Source organism: Geodermatophilus nigrescens, from assembly GCF_900129495.1.
Lineage (GTDB): Bacteria > Actinomycetota > Actinomycetes > Mycobacteriales > Geodermatophilaceae > Geodermatophilus > Geodermatophilus nigrescens.
Genome location: NZ_FQVX01000002.1, coordinates 707,862 through 727,442, shown reverse-complemented (window position 1 = coordinate 727,442; position 19,581 = coordinate 707,862). Strand labels below are relative to the sequence as shown.

Genomic DNA, 19,581 nt, shown 5'->3' with positions numbered 1-19,581 from the left:
AGAGGTCCCGCCATGCCCGAGGTCCCGCAGCCGGTCACCGACAACAGCGTCAAGGTGCGGCAGCTGTCGCACTACCAGTTCAGCTGGATCGCCGGCGAACCCGGCAAGCCCGGCACCTACACCCTGCAGCTGGTCCTCGACCAGGGCGCGTGGGAGGAGGTCCTCACCCTCGACCCCGACGACGCCGACAACCTGCAGGACCTGCTCACCAACACCGAGACCGTCCACTACGACATCGAGCGCCGGGTGCTGATGTTCGGCGTGACGAAGACCGGCTCCTGACGGCCCGGGCACGGCCCCGGCGCCCGCGCACGGGGCGCTAGCGTCGGGGTCGTGCCCAGGACCGCCACCGCCGACCGTGTCGACCGACCCGCCCTGCTGGAGTTCCTCCGCCCGCGGCACCACGCCGTGCTGCTCACCCGCCGCCGCGAGGGCGGCGTCCAGATGTCCCCGGTGACCTGCGGCGTCGACGCCGAGGGCCGGGTCGTCGTCTCCACCTACCCGCAGCGCGCGAAGGCCCGTAACGCCCGCCGCGACCCCGCCGTCTCCCTCTGCGTGCTCTCCGACGACTTCGACGGCCCCTGGGTGCAGCTCGACGGCACCGCCGAGGTGCTCGACCTGCCCGACGCGCTCGAGCCGCTCGTCGAGTACTTCCGCTCCATCAGCGGCGAGCACCCCGACTGGGACGAGTACCGGGCGGCGATGACGCGGCAGGGCAAGTCGCTGCTGCGCGTCACGATCGACTCCTGGGGACCGGTGGCCACCGGCGGCTTCCCGCCGGAGCTCGACGCCGGCTGAGACGGCGCGCCGGGCAAGCCCAGGAGCTTGCCTCCGCGCCGCGGGAGGGCGACCCTCCCTGCGTGCCCCTGGCCCTGGCCTGCGCCCCGCTGACCGGCGGCGTCCCCGCCCCGCCGCCGGAGCTGGGACCGGCCGCCCGGCCGCTGGGGGAGGGGTGGGCCGCGCCGACCGCGGGGCCCGCGGCGGCGGTCGAGGCCGTCGCCGCGCTCGTCCGCCGCGGCGGCTGGCGGATCGGGGTGGGTGCGGCACCGGGTGACGACGACGGCCCGGTGGCGCTCGCCGCCCGCCGCGCGCTCGAGGCGGCCTCCCGGCGGCCGGCGCGGCTGGCGGTGCGCGGGACCGACGCCGGCGCCGCCGCCGACGCCCAGGCGGTGCTCGCCGCGCTCGCCGTGCTGCTGGCCCGCCGCAGCGACGCGGCCTGGGCCGCCGTGGACCTCGTCGCCGCGGGCGGCACCCGGGCCGCGGCGGCGTCGGCGCTCGGGATCTCCCGCCAGGCGGTCGCCCAGCGGCTGGCGGCCGGCGGCTGGGACCTGGAGCAGGAGCTGCGCCCCGCCGCCGCCCGGCTGCTGGCCCGTGCCGCCGGCTGACCGCTCGCGCGGGGGACACCGCCGCGCGTCGCGGTGCGGTGATCGGCGAGGATGGACCGTCCGGAACACCCCCGACCGGAGGTCCGCCGTGCCCGAGCAGCCCCAGCGCAACGCCGAGCTCCTCGGCATCTACGTCAACGACCACCTGGCCGCGGCCACCGGCGGCATCGAGCTGGTGGGCCGCATGATCGGCGTGCACCGCGGCAGCCGCTGGCAGCAGCCCCTGGAGCAGCTGCGCGACGAGCTGTACGAGGAGCGCGCCGCCCTGCGCCGGGTCACCGAGGTCCTCGGCATCCCGGTGCGGCAGTACAAGCAGGTCGGCGTGTGGCTCGCCGAGAAGGTGACCCGCGCCAAGCTCAACGGCCGGCTGCTGTCGCGCTCGCCGCTGTCGGACCTCGTCGAGTTCGAGTTCCTGGCGTCGGCGGTGCGCGGCAAGCGCAGCGGCTTCGAGACCCTGCGGATCGTCTCCGAGGTCGACGGCCGCCTCGACGGCGCCGAGCTCGACCGGCTCATCGACCAGGCGCACCGCCAGTACGAGTGGCTCACCGACGCCCGCCGCGAGATCGCCGCCGCCACGTTCGGCGGCCGGCCGGAGGCGGCCGTCCCCAGCGACGTCGACTGAGGGCTGGTAGCAACGACGCCATGTGCCACGACCCCGCCAGCCGCCCGCCCGCGCCGCCCCGGACGGGGGAGGTCGGCGGCTCCGGGCTGACCACGCTGACCGCGGCCGACGGCACCCGGCTGTCGGCCGCCTGGGCGCTGCCGGCCGACGTCGGCGCCGCCGGGGCGGGTGTCGTCGTGCTGCCCGACATCCGGGGCCTGCACCCCTACTACGTCGCTCTGACCGAGCGGTTCGCCGAGGCCGGGCTGCCCGCCGTCGCGATCGACTGGTTCGGGCGCACCGCCGGCGTCGCCGCGACCGGCACCCGCGACGCCGACTTCGACTGGCAGACGCACATCCCGCAGACCACGCCCGCGGGCATCGACGCCGACCTCTCCGCCGCCGTCGCCGAGTTGCGCGCCCGCACCCGCCCCGACCTCCCGGTGCTCACCGTCGGGTTCTGCTTCGGCGGCAGCCACTCCTGGCGGCAGGCCGGCGGGGACCTCGACGTCGCCGCCTGCGCCGGGTTCTACGGCCGGCCGGCCATGGTCGGGGACGCCGCCGTCCGCGCCACCCGGCCCACGCTGATGCTCATCGCGGGGGCCGACGCCGTGACGCCGGTGGAGGAGCAGCTGGCGCTCGCGGAGACGATGCGCTCGGGCGGGGCCGACGTCGAGACCGCCGTCTACGACGGCGCGCCGCACTCCTTCTTCGACCGCGCGGCCCCCGAGTGGGGCGAGGCCTGCCAGGACGCCTGGCGGCGGATCCTCGCGCTGGCCGACCGGGTGGCCGCCGGGGCGGCACGGTGAGCGGGCCGGGCGGGGAGCCGATCGAGGAGGGCGTCCTCGAGCTGGCCCGCCGGGTCTTCGACCTCGCCCGCGCCGGGCACACCGAGGAGCTCGCCGCCTACGTCGACGCCGGCGTGCCGGTCGACCTGACCAACGAGAAGGGCGACACCCTCCTCGTCCTGGCCGCCTACCACGACCACCCCGACACGGTGGCCGCCCTGCTGGCCCGCGGCGCCGACCACGGCCGGGCCAACGACCGCGGGCAGACGGCGCTGGCCGCGGCCGTGTTCCGCCGCTCGGAGGCCGGCGTGCGGGCGCTGCTGGACGCCGGCGCCGACCCCGACGCCGGGGGGCCGAGCGCCCGCGAGACCGCCGCGTTCTTCGAGCTGCCGGAGATGGCCGCGCTGCTGGACCGCGACACCCGCTGACGCCGGCCGCGCCACCCGGCGCGCCGTGACACCCTGGTCGCGCCCGCGGCACGGTCGCCCCGGGCGGCACCGGACGGGGGAGGGGGACCCATGGCCGCTCAGCAGCACCTGCCCGGACCGGGCGCGGACCGGGCCCGCGGCGGGAGCACCCGCCTCACCCCCACCGACGAGGAGGCCGTCGTCGCCGCTGCCCTCGACGCCGTGGCGGTCGATCCCGACGCCGCCGTGACGGCACCCGAGCCGGCCGCGGCCGGACCGGCCGAGGCCGAGCCCGTCGGGCCGGGCGGGCTGCTGTCCGGCGCGCTGCCCCGCTGGCTGGTGCTGCTCGTGGGCGCCGCGGCCGCGACGATCGCCGTCGCCGGGGTGCGCGAGATCGCCTGGCTCGTCGCGCCGGTGATGCTCGCGCTGGTCGTCGTCGTCGCGCTCATGCCCGTGCAGCGCTGGCTGCTGCGGCACGGTGTGCCCCGGGCGGCCGCGGCCACCGTCCTGCTGCTGCTCGTGTGGGGCGTGCTGCTGGGGCTGGGCTCGCTCCTGGTGGTGGCGATCGCCCAGTTCGCCGTCCTGCTGCCCGACTACGCGCCGCAGTTCGCGGTGCTGCTCGACAACGCCGTGGAGCGGCTCGACGAGGCCGGGCTGTCCTCGACCCAGATCCAGGAGCTCGTCGACCGCTTCGACTACGGCCAGCTCGTCGGGCTCGCCACCGACCTGCTGACCCGGGTCACCGACACCGCGACCACGCTGGTGCTGCTGCTGTCGGCGATGGTCTTCCTCGCCATCGAGTCCGGCGGGTTCGGCCGGCGGCTGGCGCTGGTGGCCGAGGACCGGCCGCACCTGCCGATCGCGCTGGGCCTGTTCGCCCGCGGCACCCGCTCCTACCTGCTGGTGAGCACCGTGTTCGGCGCCATCGTCGCGGTCGGTGACACGATCGCGCTGGCCATCCTCGACGTGCCGCTGCCGGTGCTGTGGGGCCTGCTGTCGTTCATCACCAACTACGTGCCGAACATCGGCTTCGTCCTCGGCGTCATCCCGCCCGCGCTGCTCGCGCTCCTCGACGGCGGCTGGACCGAGTTCTGGGTCGTCATCGTCGTCTACTCGCTGCTCAACTTCGTCGTCCAGACGCTCATCCAGCCCCGCTTCGTGGGTGACTCCGTCGGCCTGTCGATGACGGTCACCTTCCTCGCGCTGCTGTTCTGGGGCTGGGTGCTCGGCGCGCTCGGCGCCCTGCTCGCCATCCCGCTCACGCTGCTGGTCAAGGCGCTCCTGGTCGACGTCGACCCGCGCGGGCACTGGCTCGACGCGCTGCTGCGCGAGGAACCCAGGGCGCCGCGGACCAGCCGTGCGCGGCAGCGCGCCCACGCCCGCCGGGCCGCGCTCGCGTCGGTGCGCGCGATGCACCCGCACTGGCCCGCCCGCCGCGGCTCCGCCGCCGCCGACACGCCGCCCGACCTGCAGGAACACCCCGCCGACACCCGGGCCGCGGGGAATGTCGGACCCCAGGAGGACGTTGATCCACAGTCGGGCGCGGTGCCCGGCAGCACCCCCTGAGGAGGCCCCCGTGAAGGGCGATCGTGTCGAGGTCGTGATCGACGCCGGCGGCAGCACCCGCACCTACGAGATCGAGGCCACCCGCGCCGGCCGGCGGGTGGAGGTCAGCAACGGCCGCGGCGTCGTGGAGGTCACCGAGACCACCCGCGGCGGCACCGCGGTGCGCACCGCGCGGTTCATGTCCGGCCGCGTGCTGGCCCTGGTCGAGCACCCCGCGTCCCGGGCCGGGCTCGACGACGACGAGCCGGTGACGCCGTTGCGGCGCACCGCCTGAGCGCCGCTGCCCGTCCGGGCGCCGGCCAGGAACTCGTCGTCCTGGTCGGGCTGCAGGGCGCGGGCAAGTCCACCTGGGTGCGCGAGCACCTGGGCCGCACGCACGCGGTGGTGAGCAAGGACCACTGGCCGCGGGCGCGGCGGCGCGAGGCCCGCCAGCAGCGGGTCGTCGCCGAGCTGCTCGCGGCCGGGCGCAGTGTCGTCGTCGACAACACCCACCCCTCGCCGGCCGAGCGGGCACCGCTGGTGGCCGCGGCCCGCGCGGCCGGGGTGCCGGTCCGCGCTGTGTGGCTGGACACCCCGCGCGCCACCTGCCTGGCGCGCAACGACGCCCGCGAGGGACGCGCGCGGGTCCCGCCCGTCGGGGTGTACGCCACCCTGGCCCGGCTGGTCCCGCCGTCGACCGACGAGGGCTTCGACCGGGTCGACGTCGTCCGGCCCGGCGACACGGCGCACGGCTGAGGGACGCCGTGTGCGGGCCGGGGGAGCGGTGCGATAGACACTGCAGGCCGTCCGCCCCCGCCCCTGGAGGTCCCGCCCGTGCTGGCCAGCATCGGATACGCCGTCGCCTACACCGCCGTCGGCCTGGTGCTGCTGGCCCTGGGGTACCTGGTCCTCGACCTGCTCACCCCGGGCCACCTGGGCCGGCACATCTACCAGGACCGGTCGGTCAGCGCCGGCATCGTGCTGGCGGCCGGCTTCCTCGCGCAGGGCGCGATCATCTTCACCACCATCTGGACCAATGCCACCTCCGGCTTCGGCCAGGCGCTGCTCTACACCGTCGTCTTCGGGGTGCTCGGCGTGCTGCTGCAGGCCCTCGCCTTCCTGGCCCTCGACCTGCTGACGCCCGGGAAGATGGGCGCGCTGGTCACCGAGGTGGCCTTCCACCCCGCGGCGCTGGTCAGCGCCGCCGCGCAGCTGTCGGTCGCCGCGATCATCGTCGCCTCCATCTGGCCCTGAGCCCCGCCCGCCGGACCCGCGGCAGGCCCACGGCGGGCCCGCCGTAACGTGTCCGGCGCAGCGCGGGCCGCCTCCGGATCCCGGGAGGCGGCCCCCACCAGGAAGGCCGGCGACGACGCCGCCCCACCAGCGAGAGGAACTGCCATGAGCGAGGCCACCCCCCGCGTCGCCATCGTCACCGGGGCCGCGCGCGGCATCGGTGCCGCGACCGCCAAGCGCCTGGCCGCCGACGGCTTCGCCGTCGCGGTGCTCGACCTCGACGAGTCGACCACCAAGGACACCGTGGCCGAGATCGAGGCCGCCGGCGGCAGGGCGCTCGGCGTCGGTGCCGACGTCAGCGACGCCGAGCAGGTGCAGGCCGCCGTCGACCGGATCGCCGCCGAGCTCGGCGCGCCCGTCGTGCTGGTGAACAACGCGGGCGTCACCCGCGACAACATGCTGTTCAAGATGACCGAGGTCGACTGGGACGTCGTCATGAACGTGCACCTGCGGGGCTCGTTCCTCATGACCCGCGCCTGCCAGAAGTACATGGTCGACGCGAAGTGGGGCCGCGTGGTCAACCTGTCGAGCGTCTCGGCGCTGGGCAACCGCGGCCAGGCGAACTACTCGACGGCGAAGGCCGGCCTGCAGGGCTTCACCAAGACCCTCGCCATCGAGCTGGGCAAGTTCGGCGTCACCGCCAACGCGATCGCCCCCGGCTTCATCCAGACCGAGATGACCAAGGCGACCGCCGAGCGCATGGGCATCCCCTTCGACGACTTCGTCAAGGGCGCCGCCTCGCAGATCCCGGTGGCCCGCGTCGGCCAGCCCGAGGACATCGCCCACCTGGTGTCGTTCTTCGTGAGCGAGGGCGCGGGCTTCGTCTCCGGCCAGGTCGTCTACGCCGCGGGCGGCCCGAAGGCCTGAGCGCCCGGGCGCCACTGGCGCAGGAGGCACGGACGTACGTCACGCCGGCCGGCGGGCACAGCGCCCCGCCGGCCGGCGTTGCACCATCCGTGACCGCTCCGCTCCGCCTCGTCGTCCTCGGTGACTCGATCGCGTACGGGACCGGCGCCGCCCGGGTCGAGGACGGCCTCGGCCCGCGTCTCGCGCAGGTCCTGCGCAGCGAGGGCATCGACACCGAGCTCACCGTGCTCGCCGTCCCCGGCGCCGTCTCCCGCGACCTCGCCGCGCAGGTCCGCCGCGCCGCCCCGTTGCGCGCCGACCTCGCCGTCGTCGTGGTCGGCGCCAACGACCTCGCCCGGTTCCTCCCCGTCGACCAGGCCACCGCCGCCCTCGGGGCCGCCGTCGCCGACCTGCGCGCCGCCGGCACCGACGTGGTCGTCGTCCCCGCGCCGGACATGTCCAGCGTGCCGTTCGTCCCGCCGGCGTTCCGCCCGACCGTGCAGGCCGCCTGCCGGCTGATGCAGCAGCGGCAGGCCGCCGTCGCCGAGGCGCACGGCGCCGTCGTCGCCCCGGTGGCCGCGGAGGTGGCGGCCTCGTTCACCGCGGAGCCCGGGCTGTTCTCGGCCGACCGGTTCCACCCGTCGTCGGCCGGCTACGCACGCATCGCCGCGGCCCTCGCGCCGACGGTGCTGGCCGCCGCCCGGGACCGGCGGGAGCGCCGGGCGGCCTGAGCCGCCCGGCGCCCGCGCTCACATGTCGCGGTAGCGCTTCGCGGCCGCGAGCGCCTCGGTGAGCCGGCCGCGGTCCAGGTCGGGGCCGTAGCCGGGGGTGTCGCGCTGGATGCGCCAGCCCTCGGCCAGCGGCCCGAGGTCGACGACGTCGAAGCCCAGCTCGTCGATGAACGACGACACCGTCTCCTTCGCCGACGCGTCGTCGCCGGCGATCGCCAGCGCGCGGCGGTTGGCCGTGCCCGGCGGGGTGCGGCGGGCGGTGATGTCGGCGGCGTAGATGTGGTTGAACGCCTTGACCACGCGCGAGGTCGGCAGGTGCGCCTGCAGCAGCTCGGCGGTGGTGGTCGACTCGTCGTCGAGCTCGGCGATCTGCCCGTCGCGCTCCGGGTAGTAGTTGTTGGTGTCGATGACGACCTTGCCGGCCAGGGGCTGGACCGGGACGTCGCCGACCGCCTTGAGCGGCACCGTGACGACGACGAGGTCGCCCGCGGCGCCGGCCTCCTCCGCGGTGGCCGCGCGCACCGAGCCGCGCCGCGACGGGCGGGCCTCGATCCGGTCGACCAGGTCGGCCAGGGTCTCGGGGCCGCGGGAGTTGGACAGGACCACGTCGTAGCCCGCGTCGGTCGCTGCCTGGGCGAGCGCCGTGCCGATGTGGCCGGCGCCGATGATGCCGAGAGTCGTCATGCCTGCGGCCAACGCGACCGCCCGCCCGTCATTCCCGCCTCGGTCACCGCCGGTCCAGCGCGTCGGCGAGCAGCTCGGCGAGGTGGCTGCCCGGGCGGTCGGCCAGCGCGTCGAGCTGGGTGCGGCAGGAGAACCCGTCGGCCAGCACGACGGCGTCCGGTCCCGCCTCCCGCACCGCGGGCAGCAGCTGCTGCTCGGCGATCGCCACCGACACGTCGTGGTGACCCTTCTCCACGCCCCAGTTCCCGGCCAGCCCGCAGCAGCCGCCGAGCCGGGTGACCGTGGCGCCCGCCGAGCGGAGCAGGCGCTCGTCGGCCGCCCACCCCATGACCGCGTGGTGGTGGCAGTGCGGCTGCGCGACCACCTCGACGCCGGCCAGCGACGGCGGCGTCCAGCCCTCGGTGGCCCCGAGCAGCTCGGCGAGCGTCCGGGTGCCCGCGGCGACGCGCGCCGCCATGTCGCCCCCGCCCGGCCCGTCGAGCAGCTCGACGGCGTCCGAGCGCAGCGCCGCGGTGCACGAGGGCTCGACGCCCACGATCGGGACGCCGGCGTCGGCCAGCGGCACGAGCCGCCGCACCGTGTCGCCGAGGATGCGCCGGGCGGTGTCCAGCTGGCCGGTGGTGATCCAGGTCAGGCCGCAGCAGGTGTCGTCGCCGGGCACCTGCACCGCGTAGCCGGCGTCCTCGAGCACCCGCGCGGCCGCGTGCGCCACGTGCGGGGCGAAGTGGTCGGTGAAGGAGTCCACCCACAGTGCCACCGGCGCGCCGTCCTGCCGGCCCGGCGTCCACGTCTGGCGGAACGTGCGCGGCGCGAAGGAGGGCAGGTCGCGGCGCTGGTCGACGCCGGCGCCCCACCGCGCGAGCCGCCCGCCGACCCGGGACCGCAGCACGGCGTTGACCAGCCGCGGCGCCCGGGCGGCCAGGTCGGACCACATCGGCAGCTTGCCGAGCGTGTAGTGCGACAGCGGCCGCAGCCGGCGGCGGTAGCTCTGGTGCAGCACCTCGGCCTTGTAGCTGGCCATGTCCACGCCGGTCGGGCAGTCGCGCGAGCAGCCCTTGCACGACAGGCACAGGTCCAGCGCCGCGTGCACCTCCGGCGAGCGCCAGTCCCGCACCGGCCCGCCCGGGGCGAGCATCTCCTGCAGCACGCGGGCGCGGCCGCGGGTGGAGTCCTTCTCCTCGCGGGTGGCCGGGAACGACGGGCACATCACCGCGACTCCGGACGGGTCGGCCCGGCACTTGCCGACGCCGGTGCAGCGGTGCACCGCGTTGGACAGGTCGCCGTCGTCGTGGCGGTAGAGCAGCGCGAGGCCCTCCCGCCTGCGCGGCGCGGCCGCGACCCGGATGTCGGCGTCGAGCGGCGCGGGGCGCACCAGCACGCCGGGGTTGAGCACGTCGCTCGGGTCGAACAGGCCCTTGACCCGCGCGAAGAGGTCCAGCGCGGCGGGGGAGTACATGGTGGACAGCAGCTCGCTGCGGGCCCGGCCGTCGCCGTGCTCGCCCGACACCGACCCGCCGTAGCGGGCGACCAGCCGGGCGGCCTCCTCCACGAAGGCGCGGTAGGCGGCCCGGCCCCGGTCGGGCTCGCGCCCGAACGGGAAGTCGATGCGCACGTGCACGCAGCCGTCGCCGAAGTGCCCGTAGGGGACGCCCTGCAGCCCGTGCTGCTCGAGCAGCGCGTCGAACTCCCGCAGGTAGGACCCCAGCGAGGTCACCGGGACGGCGGCGTCCTCCCAGCCGGCGTGCGCGGGCCGGCCGTCGGAGGTGCGCGCGGCGAGGCCCGCGCCGTCCTCGCGGATGCGCCAGATCGCCGCGGCGTGCGCGACGTCGGTGACCACCATGCTGTCGAGCGCGCCGGCGTCGGCGACCACCCGCGCGCCGGTGGCCGCCACCTCGTCGACGGTGTCGCCGGTGACCTCGACGATCAGCCACCCGGCGCCCTTGGGCAGGTCCGGGACGACGGCGGCCGGCACGTCGCGCAGCCGCTGCACGATGCGCTCGTCGAGGCCCTCGACGGCGGTCGGCCCGTGCCGCAGCAGGCCGGGGGTGGCGTCGGCGGCGTCGGCCATCGACGGGTAGCCCAGCACCACGAGGCCGCGGTACGGGGCGTCGGCGACCAGGCGCACCGTGGCGCCGAGGACGACGGCGAGGGTGCCCTCGCTGCCGACCAGCGCGCGGGCGACGTCGAAGCCGTGCTCGGGCAGCAGGTGCTCCAGCGAGTAGCCCGACACCTGGCGGCCGAAGGTGCCGAGCTCGGTGCGGATGGTGGAGAGGTCGCCGGCGACGAGGTCGCGCAGGCCGTCCAGGCCGGTCACCGGTGAGCCGGAGGTCAGCCGCAGCCGCTGCCCGGTGCCGGTGACGACGTCGAGGCCCACGACGTTGTCCGACGTCCGGCCGTAGCCCAGCGCCCGCGAGCCGCAGGCGTTGTTGCCGATCATCCCGCCGATCGTGCAGCGGTTGGAGGTGCTCGGGTCGGGCCCGAAGCGCAGCCCGTGCGGGCGGGCGGCGGCCTGCAGCCGCGACTGCACGACGCCCGGGTCGACGACGGCGGTGCGCGCCTCGGCGTCGATCGCGTGCACGCGGGACAGGTACCGGCTGGTGTCGACGACGACGCCGGTGCCCACGGCGTTCCCGGCGATCGAGGTGCCGGCCCCGCGCATGGTCAGCGGGACGCCGAGCTCGCGGCACACCGACAGCGCCGCCACGACCTCGTCGGCGTCGCGCGGCCGGACGACGGCCTGCGGCAGCACGCGGTAGAGCGAGCCGTCGGAGGAGTACAGCGCCCGGGCCAGGCCCGAGTCGTCGACGTCGCCGATGCCGGCCCGGCGGAGTGCTGCGGAGACCTCGGTGGGGGGCGCGTCGACGGTCGTCACGCGCCCAGTGTCCCCGGTGCCGCCCACGGCGTGGACGGCACCGGGGAGGAGTGCGTCTCTCCGGCTCAGTCCTCGGTGGGCGGCTCGTCCTTGCCGGACTCCTCCGCCTCGTCGGCCTCCTCCTTGGTGTGGTGCACCGCGCCGTCGGCGTGCTCCGGGGGGCCGTAGACCGTGTAGAGGACCAGCGGGTTCGGCCCGGTGTTGAGGAAGTTGTGCTTCGTCCCGGCCGGGACGACGACCAGGTCGCCCTGCGCCACCTTCTTGGTGGACCCGCCGACCTTCGCCTCACCGACGCCGCTGACGAAGGTGAGGATCTGGTCGATGTCCTCGTGGACCTCCTCGCCGATCTCCCCGCCCGGCGGGATGGTCATGACGACGAGCTGGGTGTTCTTCCCCGTCCACAGCACCCGGCGGAAGTCGGGGCTCTCCTCGGCGACGGTCGCGATCGTGAAGTGGATGACGGACGCCATCGACACGCACCTCCTGGTCCTCGCGGCACCCGTGCGGTGCCTCCCGGGACCTCCTGCCCCCGACCCGCGCAGAGCATGCGTGCCGACGTCCCCCGGACGGCTGTGACCGGCGCCGCTGCCCTGCTACGGTGACGCCACGTCGGTTCGGATGTCCAACTGACGCCCGTCGATCCCCTGGGGGCGCGCGTGTCCCGCTCGATCCAGCAGGCTCCTCCCGCAGCGCCGCCGGCCCCCGCGCCGGCGGTCCAGCGGCGCACGCTCGCCGTCGTCGCCACCAGCACGCTCCTCGTGCTGGCCGCCTTCGTCACCCCGCTGGCCACCACGGTGTCCACCGCGCGCGACCTCGGCACCGGTCCCGGCGGGCAGGCGTGGCTGCTCTCGGCGATGAGCGTGGGGCTCGCCGCGGCGCTGCTGGTGGCCGGGTCGGTCGCCGACGACGTCGGGCGGCGGCTGGTCTTCACCGCCGGCCTGGTGCTGCTCGCCGCCGGCGCCGGCCTGACCGCCGCGGCCGGGAGCACCGGTGTCTTCGTGGCCGGGCGGCTGGTCGAGGGCGTCGGCGGCGCCGCGGTGCTCGCCTGCTCGCTCGGCCTGATCGCGCAGGTGTTCCCGCTCGGGCCGGCCAGGGCGCGCGCGGCCGCGGTGTGGGGCGCGGCGCTGGGTGCGGGCACCGGCGTCGGCGGGCTGGCCGCGGTGGTCCTCGACGGCGACGACGGCTGGCGCGCCACGCACGTCGCCACCGCCGCCGTCACGCTGCTGCTCGCCGTCGCCGCGCGCCTGCTGTTGCCGGAGTCCCCGCGCCCGCGCCGGCCGCGGGTCGACGTCGCCGGACCCGTGCTGCTCGTCGCCGCCGTCACCTGCCTGCTCGTCGGCCTGGTCGCGCCGCGCAGCGGTGCCGGCGCGCTCCCGACGGCGGTGCTGCTGGGCGGCGGCGCGCTGCTGGCCGCCGGGTTCGTGCTGGCCGAGAGCCGGGTGCGCACGCCGATGGTCGACCTCGGCCTGTTCCGCGTCCGCGGGTTCACCGCCGCGCTGGTCGGTGCCCTGGTCACCGGCGCCGGGACGGTCGGGCTGATGTCCTTCCTCGCCACCGTGCTGCAGCGCGGCCTGGGCGAGAGCCTCCTGGCGACGACGGTGCTCGTGCTGGTGTGGTCGGCGGTGGCCACGGCGACGTCGGTGGGCCTGCGCTGGCTCCCCGCCGTCGACGGGCGGCTGCTGCTGGCCGCCGGGCTGGCCCTCTCGGCCGCGGGCCTGGCCGCCCTCGCCGTGCTCGACGTGGACTCCACCGCGGTGCGTCTGCTGCCCGGGCTGCTGGTGCTCGGCGTGGGCTACGGCGTGGCGAACGCGGCGCTCGGGCGGGAGGCGGTGGCGCACGTGCCGGCGGAGCGGGCCGGCATGGGCAGCGGCGCGAACAACACGGCGCGCTACCTCGGCGCGGCGGTGGGCGCGACGCTGGTCGTCCTGCTGGTCACCGCGGGCGACCCCGCGGGCACCGCGGCCGGGCTGCTCGCCGGGTGGGACGCCGCGGCGCTCGCGGGCGCGGCGCTCAGCGCCGTCGGCGCGCTGGCGGTGCTGGCGCTGCGACCGGCGCGCCGCTGACGGCGGCCCCGGCGACCTGCGCGTCCACGGCCACGTCCGGGGCGTGCGCCCGCCGCAGCCGGAGCAGGCCGACGCCCACCAGCGCGGTGGCCGTCCCGGCCGCGACGGCCGCGACGGCGAGCACCGACAGGACGCCGGCCGCGGCGAGCGCCCCGACGACGGCGGTCTCCACCGCAACGGTGGCCCACACCGCCGCGGCGGCGGTTCGGTCTGCCGCCGCGATGCCGTTGTAGAGCAGCAGCTGGGCCAGCGCGAGCAGCGTGCCGGCGGCGGTGAACACCCAGGTCCAGCCGCCGAGGTGGGCGCCGTAGGCGGCGCCGCCGACCAGCGGCAGCGCGGCCGCGCCGAGCACCGCGGTGGCCAGCGTGAGCAGCCCGCCGACCGCCGCGACGACGCCGAGCGCCGCGGGCAGCGCCTGCCGCCGCGACGCCGGGTCGGCGAGCCGGGGGAGGAGCACGACGCCGACGCCCTGCGGCAGCCAGTAGGCCACCTTGGCGAACACCGCCCCGACGGCGTACTCGCCGGCCTGCGCCGCCGGCAGGTGGTGGCGCGCCAGCAGCAGGTCGAGGTTGACCAGCAGGACCAGCCCGAGCAGCGCGCCCGCCGCCCGGGCCGCCGAGCGCGCCGGGCCGCGCAGGCCCCGCGACACCCCCGGCCGCCCGCAGCCGAGCCACGACACCAGCGCGCCGGCCGCGCACCCGGCCGCCATGCCCGCCAGCGCCGCCGCCGGCGTGCCGCCCGCGAGCAGGCCGGTCACGGCTCCGGCCCACTTGAGCCCGCCGAAGGAGACGAACACCGCGGCCAGGCGGCCGTGCCGGCCGGTGCCCTGCAGGATGCCGTCGTACCCGCCGACCAGCGTCTGCGGCACCAGCGCGACGGCCAGCCAGACCGCGCCAGCAGCCCCGGGCAGGCGCAGCACCGACACCACGAGCGGCACGGCGGCCAGCGCGACCAGACCGACGGCGACGCTCGCGGCCAGCGCGGTGGCGTGCAGCCGCGGGACGGCCCGCGCCACCGCCGACGCCGGGTGCCGGCCCAGGTGCAGCGCGGCCGCCGTCTGCAGCCCGGTGGCCGGCACCGACCCGACCAGCAGTACGCCGAGGAGCGCGGCCAGCTCGCCGTAGGACTGCGGGGTGAGCGCCCGGGCGGCGAGCACGGTGACGACGTAGGCCAGGCCGCTGACCAGCAGCAGCGAGCCGGACACGAGCGCCGCCGGGACCGCGCCCGCCCCCGCGGGCCGGGCCGGCGCGGCTCCCTCCTGCGGGTGTCGCGGGCGGGGGAGGCTCACGCCGCCCACCTACCCTGCGGGAGACCTGCGGCCGGGCGCGGGCCGGCGGACGGGGACGGAGGGCGGGCGTGGACGACTGCGTGCTGCCCGACCGGTCGCCGTGGCCGGCCCGCTGGCTGGCGCTCGCCGTCGCGCTGCTCGTGAGCGCCCCGGCGCTGGCGCCCGGACACGTGCTGCTCGGCGACCTCGTCTCGGTGCCGCGGCTCGACCTCGACCTCGACGCGCTCGGCCTGTCCGGCGCCCTGCCGCGGGCCGTGCCCGCCGACGGCGCGACCGCGCTGCTCACCGCGCTGCTGCCCGGGGCGCTGGTGCAGAAGGCGCTCCTCGTGGCCACCGTGTACGCCGCCGTGCTCGGCGCCGCCCGGCTGGTGCCACCGGGACCCGGCGGGCGCCGCGGGCTGGCCGGCGCGGCAGCGGGTCTCGTCTACGGCTGGAGCCCCTACCTGGCCGAGCGGCTGCTGCTCGGCCAGTGGACCCTGCTGCTCGCCTGGGCGGCCCTGCCCTGGGTGGTGCGGGCGGGGGTGCGGCTGCGCGCCGGCGAGCCGGGCGCCCTGCCGCGGCTGGTGCTCGCCCTGGTGCCGGCCGTCCTGAGCCCCACCGGCAGCCTGCTCGCCGCCGGCGCGGTGGTCGCGGGCACCGGCCGGAGGGGCGCCGGGCGCGCCCTCGCGGCGGTCGCGCTCCTGTCGGCCCCGTGGGTGGTCGCCGCCGTGCTCAGCCCGGCGGCCGGCACGTCGGACCCGGCCGGCGTCGCGGCGTTCGCGGCCCGCGGCGAGAACTGGGCCGGGCCGGTGCTCGCCGTGCTCGGCACCGGCGGCCTCTGGAACGCCGCGGCGGTGCCGCCGTCCCGCGCCTCGGCGCTCGTCCCCGTGGTCACGGCGCTGCTGCTGGCCCTCGCCGTCGCCGGCTGGGCCGCCCGCGCGGTGCGGGCCGGCACCGGGACGCGGCTGCTCGTGCTCGGTGCGGCCGGGCTGCTCCTGGCCCTCGCCGGCGCGCTCCCCGGCGCCTCGGTGCTGCTCGAGGCGGCCGTCGCGACCGTGCCGGGTGCGGGCCTGTTGCGCGACGGGCAGAAGTGGGCGGCCTGGGTCGCCCTGCCGCTGGCCGTGGGCGCCGGGCTCGGCGCCCGCCGGGCGTACGCGGCGCTGCGGGACCTGCTGCCCGCGGCCGGCGCCCGGGCGGTCGCCGCCCTCGCGCTGCTCCTGCCGCTGGTCGCCGTCCCCGACCTGGCCTGGGGCGTCGGCGGGCGGCTGCAGCCGGTGGCGTGGCCCGCCGACTGGCAGGCCGTGCGCGAGGCGCTCGCCGACGACGACGCGCCGGGTGACGTGCTGGTCCTGCCCGCCGGCGTCTACCGCGCCTTCGACTGGAACGACCGCCGCCCCCAGCTCGACCCGGCCGCGCGCTGGCTGCCCCGGCCGGTGGTCGCCGACGACACCCTGCGGGTCGACGGCGAGGCGGTGCGTGGCGAGGACACCCGCGCCCGTGCCGTCCTGGCGGCCGCCGGCGACCCGGCGGAGCTGGCCCGCCTCGGCGTCGGCTGGGTGCTGGTGGAACGCGGCACGCCCGGCCCGGAGGTGCCCTCCGCGGTGGCCGGGCTGCCCGTGGCGTTCGCCGGCGACGACCTGGTGCTGCACCGCGTGCCGGGTGCGGTCGAGGGCCCCCGGCCGGCGGCCGGCCGGGCGGCCGCGGTGATCGCCGCTCACGGCCTCGCGCTGGGGATCGCCGGGGCCTCTGCGTTGTGGATCACCGTGCGGGCGTCTACGGTGGCGCTCCGTCGTCGCCCTCCGGAGAAACGAGTGACCGCGTGAAGACCCTCCTGGCCGTGCTCCTGTCCCTCGGCGCCGGTGCGGCCGTCGGTGCCGCCGCCGTCGCGGGCGTCACCGCCGTCGTGAACCCCGACACCTCCGCGGTGGAGCAGAGCGACCAGCAGCCGATCGACGTCCTCGACTACGGCACCCGCGGCTGACCCGGTGCCGGCGTCCGCCCGCGCGGACGCCAGCACCGCACCCCAGCCCCGCACGCTCGAGTCCCAGTCCAGCCCGGCCGCGTGCCGGGCCGCGGCCGCCCCCATCGCGGTGCGGCCGTCCTCGTCCTCCAGCAGGCGCCCGACCGCCTCGGCGAGCCCGTCGAGGTCCTCGACCAGCAGGCCCGTGCGGCCGTCGAGCACCGACTCGTTGAGCCCGCCCGCCGAGCGGTAGCCCACCGTGGGCGTCCGGTGCGTGCCGGCCTCGGTGACCACCAGGCCCCAGCCCTCCTTGACCGACGGGCACAGGTGCACCCACGCCCGGGCGAGCTCGGCGTGCTTGGCGGGCTCGTCGAGGAAGCCGTGGAACTCCACCCGGCCGGCGACGCCCAGGCGCTCTGCCTCGGCGCGCAGCCGCTCGTCCCACCAGCCCTCGCCGACCACCGACAGCGTGAGGTCCGGGTACCGCCCGGAGAGCCGGGCGAGCACCTCGAGGGCGTGCTCGACCCGCTTGTGCGGGACGAGCCGGCCGAGCACGACCAGCCGCGGCGTCGCCGAGCGGCGCACCGCCACGCGCGGCGCCGGCTCCACGCCGTTGGGCACCACCGCGACCCGCCCGGGCGCGACGCCCAGGCCGGCGAGCTCCGTGCGCGTCGCCTCCGAGACGGTCACGTAGCGGGAGCGCCGGTAGACCCAGGGCGCGAGCCGGGACTCCAGCCACCAGCCCACCGCGCCGCCGAGCCGGCCGAAGACGATCGGCCACTGCTCGCGGTGCACGTGGTGGACGAGCACCACGACCGGCGCCCGGGTGACCAGCGGGCTGCAGAACGGCAGGCCGTTCTGCACGTCGACCACCAGCCGCGGACGGCGGCGCGCGACGTGCAGCAGCGCCCGCGGGTAGACGCCGAGGCGCCCGCCGCGGCGGACCACCCGCACGCCGCGGACGACCTCCTCGCGCGGCGCCCGGCCGTGCGCGGCGCAGAACAGCTCGACGTCGAGCCCGGCGGCCGCCAGCCCCTCGGCGACGCGGTGCACGTACCGTTCCGACCCGCCGCCCTCCGGGTGGCTGTCGTCACGCCAGTTGACGAACACGACGTCGGCCGGCGGTCGTCGGCGGCGGGAGACGCAGATCACCCGCGGCACGATACAGACGGGTACCGGCCATTCCACCCGCCCGAATGGTCGACAGAGGAGGCGCGCAGAGAATGGACCGCTCGGCCACCCTGCGCCGGTCCGTCCGGCTGTTCCGGGCGTTCCTGCGCGAGCAGACCGACCCCGACACCTTCTACGGGGTGCTGGCCGAGGACTCCGTGCGGCAGCTGGCGCGCTGGGCCGACCTCGACGGCGCGACCGTGCTCGACGTCGGTGGCGGGCCCGGCTACTTCGCCCGCGAGTTCCGCGCGGCGGGGGCCACCTACGTGGGCCTCGAGCCCGACGCCGGCGAGATGGCCGCCCGCGGGGAGCCCGAGCCCGGCACGCTGCGGGCGAGCGGGGAGGCGCTGCCGGTGCGCAGCGGCGCGGTCGACGTCTGCTACTCGTCCAACGTGCTCGAGCACGTCGCCCGCCCGTGGGTGATGGCCGACGAGATGGTGCGGGTGACCCGGCCCGGCGGCACGGTGCTGGTCTCGTTCACGCCGTGGCTGTCGCCCTGGGGCGGGCACGAGACGGCGCCGTGGCACTACCTCGGCGGCGGCTACGCGCGCCGCCGCTTCCGCCGGCGCACCGGCCGCGAGCCGAAGAACCGGTTCGGGGAGTCGCTGTTCGCCGTGTCCGCCGGGGGGCTCGTCCGGTGGGCGCGGCGCTGCCCCGACGCCGACCTGCTCGCGGTGTTCGCCCGCTACCACCCGTGGTGGGCCGGCTGGGTCGCCCGCGTCCCGGGACTCCGCGAGATCGCGTCGTGGAACGTCGTCGTGGTGCTCCGCCGACGGGAGCGGTGACCACCGGTAACGGGCGGTATCGGCCCGCGTGACGATGGTGGTACGCGCCGGTATCCCCTGGACGGGGGAGCGGTACCGGCGGGAACCGGCCGGGTTTGGCGCGTGACCTACCCGACAGTAGTGTGACCCGCGCCGCGACGCCGGACCGGTCGTCGCACCCCTCGAGGAGGTCCCTCCGCATGCGTCGTCGTGGTCTCGGTCTCGGCCTGGTGGCCGTGGGTGCCGTCCTCCTGGGCGCCGCCCTGGCGATCCGGCTGTTCCTCGCGCCCGACCTGGTCCGCCTGCCGCTGGACCAGTCCGCGTCGGCCACGGCGTCGGGCAGCGACGTCACCTACCTCGACTTCTCCACCCTCGAGGAGGTCGACGGCGTCGACGCCACCGTGCGCCTGACGGTCCAGGGCGACGCGGGCTCCGAGGACGCCTCCGACGACGTCGCCGTGTGGTCCTCGGGCACCACGGTGACCGCCGAGGACGGGACGCTGATCACCGCGAGCAGCTACACCGCCTGCCTCGACCGGCGCGAGGCCGCCTCGGTCGACTGCGGCAGCGAGGCCATCGACGAGGAGCCGGCCGACGTCGACGGGCTGACCGTCACCTTCCCGTTCGGCACCGAGCAGCGCGACTACGACGTCTGGAACGTCACCACCGCCCAGACCTTCCCCGCCCGCTTCGAGGGCGAGGAGGAGATCGAGGGCCTCGAGGTCTACCGCTTCGTGCAGGAGATCCCCGAGACGGTGATCCGCCAGACCGAGGTCCCCGGCGAGCTGGCCGGCGTGCCCGACGAGGAGTCGGTCGAGGCCGACGTCGTCTACAGCAACACCCGCACGCTGTGGGTCGAGCCGACCAGCGGCGTGCTGGTCACCTCCTCGGAGGCCCCGGTCACGGTGCTGCGCGCCCCCGACGGCACCACCGGCGCCACGATCCTGCAGGCCGAGTTCGCCGCCAGCGACGAGACCGTCTCGGCCGGCGTCGAGCGCGCCGAGGACAACAGGGACAAGGTCACGCTGATCAGCCGCACGCTGCCGCTGGCGGTCGCCGCGCTCGGCCTGCTCCTGGTGGTCGCCGGCGTCGTGGTCGCCCTGCGGTCGCGCGGCGGCGCGCACCGGGCGGACACCGCCGGGGCGCCGGCGCAGGAGCCGGTGTCGTTCGCCAAGTGACCGCTCCCCGGGAGGGGCGCGGCCCCT

The 19,581-nt window shown here is 77.2% G+C and carries 21 protein-coding genes and 1 pseudogene; 17 read left to right on the top strand and 5 right to left on the bottom strand.

The window, feature by feature from the left end; translation table 11 throughout:
- Positions 1–12: 12 nt before the first annotated feature.
- The 12 genes from BUE37_RS11050 (at position 13) to BUE37_RS10995 (ending at position 7,596) form a co-directional block, all read left to right on the top strand.
- Positions 13–282 carry a hypothetical protein gene (locus BUE37_RS11050; RefSeq protein WP_073420210.1) on the top strand — a complete coding sequence of 90 codons (270 nt, stop codon included), beginning with the start codon at positions 13–15 and terminating at the stop codon, positions 280–282.
- A gap of 51 nt (positions 283–333) precedes the next feature.
- Positions 334–798, top strand: a complete 465-nt coding sequence (locus BUE37_RS11045) for a PPOX class F420-dependent oxidoreductase (RefSeq protein WP_073420209.1) — start codon at positions 334–336, stop codon at positions 796–798.
- Positions 799–860: 62 nt separating this feature from the next.
- Entirely contained in the window at positions 861–1,385 is a 525-nt protein-coding gene (locus tag BUE37_RS23815; protein WP_073420208.1) for a hypothetical protein, read from the top strand.
- An 88-nt stretch (positions 1,386–1,473) separates the two neighbouring features.
- The gene (locus tag BUE37_RS11035) at positions 1,474–2,007 is read left to right on the top strand and encodes a hypothetical protein (RefSeq protein ID WP_073420207.1); all 534 of its coding nucleotides are present in this window, start codon (positions 1,474–1,476) and stop codon (positions 2,005–2,007) included.
- Between the two features lie 20 nt (positions 2,008–2,027).
- Positions 2,028–2,795: a dienelactone hydrolase family protein gene (locus tag BUE37_RS11030; protein WP_073420206.1), complete on the top strand. Its 768-nt coding sequence runs from the start codon at positions 2,028–2,030 to the stop codon at positions 2,793–2,795.
- A complete protein-coding gene (locus BUE37_RS11025) occupies positions 2,792–3,202 on the top strand; it encodes an ankyrin repeat domain-containing protein (protein WP_073420205.1) in 411 nt (136 codons plus the stop codon). The genes BUE37_RS11030 and BUE37_RS11025 overlap by 4 nt, the downstream gene beginning before the upstream one ends.
- Before the next feature lie 90 nt (positions 3,203–3,292).
- Entirely contained in the window at positions 3,293–4,747 is a 1,455-nt protein-coding gene (locus tag BUE37_RS11020) for an AI-2E family transporter (RefSeq protein WP_083628559.1), read from the top strand.
- 10 nt (positions 4,748–4,757) lie between these two features.
- Positions 4,758–5,021 carry a hypothetical protein gene (locus tag BUE37_RS11015; protein ID WP_073420204.1) on the top strand — a complete coding sequence of 88 codons (264 nt, stop codon included), beginning with the start codon at positions 4,758–4,760 and terminating at the stop codon, positions 5,019–5,021.
- Positions 5,018–5,482, top strand: coding sequence for an AAA family ATPase (locus BUE37_RS11010; protein WP_281248086.1), 465 nt, complete (start codon positions 5,018–5,020; stop codon positions 5,480–5,482). Before BUE37_RS11015 ends, BUE37_RS11010 begins: the two co-directional genes overlap by 4 nt.
- 78 nt (positions 5,483–5,560) lie before the next feature.
- The gene (locus BUE37_RS11005) at positions 5,561–5,980 is read left to right on the top strand and encodes a DUF350 domain-containing protein (RefSeq protein ID WP_073420202.1); all 420 of its coding nucleotides are present in this window, start codon (positions 5,561–5,563) and stop codon (positions 5,978–5,980) included.
- Between the two features lie 144 nt (positions 5,981–6,124).
- The gene (gene fabG / locus BUE37_RS11000; protein WP_073420201.1) at positions 6,125–6,886 is read left to right on the top strand and encodes a 3-oxoacyl-ACP reductase FabG; all 762 of its coding nucleotides are present in this window, start codon (positions 6,125–6,127) and stop codon (positions 6,884–6,886) included.
- A gap of 89 nt (positions 6,887–6,975) precedes the next feature.
- Complete coding sequence (locus tag BUE37_RS10995) at positions 6,976–7,596, top strand: GDSL-type esterase/lipase family protein (protein ID WP_073420200.1); 621 nt, start codon at positions 6,976–6,978, stop codon at positions 7,594–7,596.
- A gap of 18 nt (positions 7,597–7,614) precedes the next feature.
- Here BUE37_RS10995 and BUE37_RS10990 read toward each other — a convergent pair whose 3' ends face one another.
- The 3 genes from BUE37_RS10990 to BUE37_RS10980 all read right to left on the bottom strand — a co-directional run bounded on the left by BUE37_RS10990 (position 7,615) and on the right by BUE37_RS10980 (position 11,622).
- On the bottom strand, positions 7,615–8,280 hold the full coding sequence (locus tag BUE37_RS10990) for an NADPH-dependent F420 reductase (protein WP_073420199.1): 666 nt from the start codon (positions 8,278–8,280) through the stop codon (positions 7,615–7,617).
- Between the two features lie 43 nt (positions 8,281–8,323).
- Positions 8,324–11,152 (bottom strand): FAD-binding and (Fe-S)-binding domain-containing protein, encoded by a 2,829-nt coding sequence (locus BUE37_RS24815; protein ID WP_073420198.1) that lies wholly within the window; start codon positions 11,150–11,152, stop codon positions 8,324–8,326.
- Between the two features lie 65 nt (positions 11,153–11,217).
- Complete coding sequence (locus BUE37_RS10980; RefSeq protein WP_073420751.1) at positions 11,218–11,622, bottom strand: cupin domain-containing protein; 405 nt, start codon at positions 11,620–11,622, stop codon at positions 11,218–11,220.
- Positions 11,623–11,808: 186 nt separating this feature from the next.
- Here BUE37_RS10980 and BUE37_RS10975 point away from each other — a divergent pair, with 186 nt between their 5' ends.
- Positions 11,809–13,215 carry an MFS transporter gene (locus tag BUE37_RS10975; RefSeq protein ID WP_175562848.1) on the top strand — a complete coding sequence of 469 codons (1,407 nt, stop codon included), beginning with the start codon at positions 11,809–11,811 and terminating at the stop codon, positions 13,213–13,215.
- On the opposite strand, the gene BUE37_RS10970 is transcribed toward BUE37_RS10975, so the two are convergent.
- Complete coding sequence (locus BUE37_RS10970; RefSeq protein WP_139252927.1) at positions 13,163–14,503, bottom strand: lipopolysaccharide biosynthesis protein; 1,341 nt, start codon at positions 14,501–14,503, stop codon at positions 13,163–13,165. The two genes, BUE37_RS10975 and BUE37_RS10970, sit on opposite strands and share 53 nt — an antisense overlap.
- 68 nt (positions 14,504–14,571) lie before the next feature.
- Between BUE37_RS10970 and BUE37_RS10965 the strand changes: the two genes are divergently transcribed.
- Together BUE37_RS10965 and BUE37_RS24975 are read left to right on the top strand one after the other, a co-directional pair.
- Complete coding sequence (locus tag BUE37_RS10965; RefSeq protein WP_083628557.1) at positions 14,572–16,305, top strand: MmpA family trehalose lipid delivery protein; 1,734 nt, start codon at positions 14,572–14,574, stop codon at positions 16,303–16,305.
- A complete protein-coding gene (locus BUE37_RS24975; protein WP_425432417.1) occupies positions 16,236–16,463 on the top strand; it encodes a DUF2613 family protein in 228 nt (75 codons plus the stop codon). Before BUE37_RS10965 ends, BUE37_RS24975 begins: the two co-directional genes overlap by 70 nt.
- Positions 16,464–16,562: 99 nt before the next feature.
- Here the strand turns inward: BUE37_RS24975 and BUE37_RS10960 are convergent.
- Positions 16,563–17,552: pseudogene (locus BUE37_RS10960) on the bottom strand (glycosyltransferase family 4 protein); the annotation flags it as partial.
- Positions 17,553–17,665: 113 nt separating this feature from the next.
- Here BUE37_RS10960 and BUE37_RS10955 point away from each other — a divergent pair.
- On the top strand, positions 17,666–18,397 hold the full coding sequence (locus BUE37_RS10955; RefSeq protein ID WP_073420195.1) for a class I SAM-dependent methyltransferase: 732 nt from the start codon (positions 17,666–17,668) through the stop codon (positions 18,395–18,397).
- A 179-nt stretch (positions 18,398–18,576) separates the two neighbouring features.
- A complete protein-coding gene (gene pgfA / locus BUE37_RS10950; protein ID WP_073420194.1) occupies positions 18,577–19,554 on the top strand; it encodes a cell envelope lipid trafficking protein PgfA in 978 nt (325 codons plus the stop codon).
- Positions 19,555–19,581: the final 27 nt, after the last annotated feature.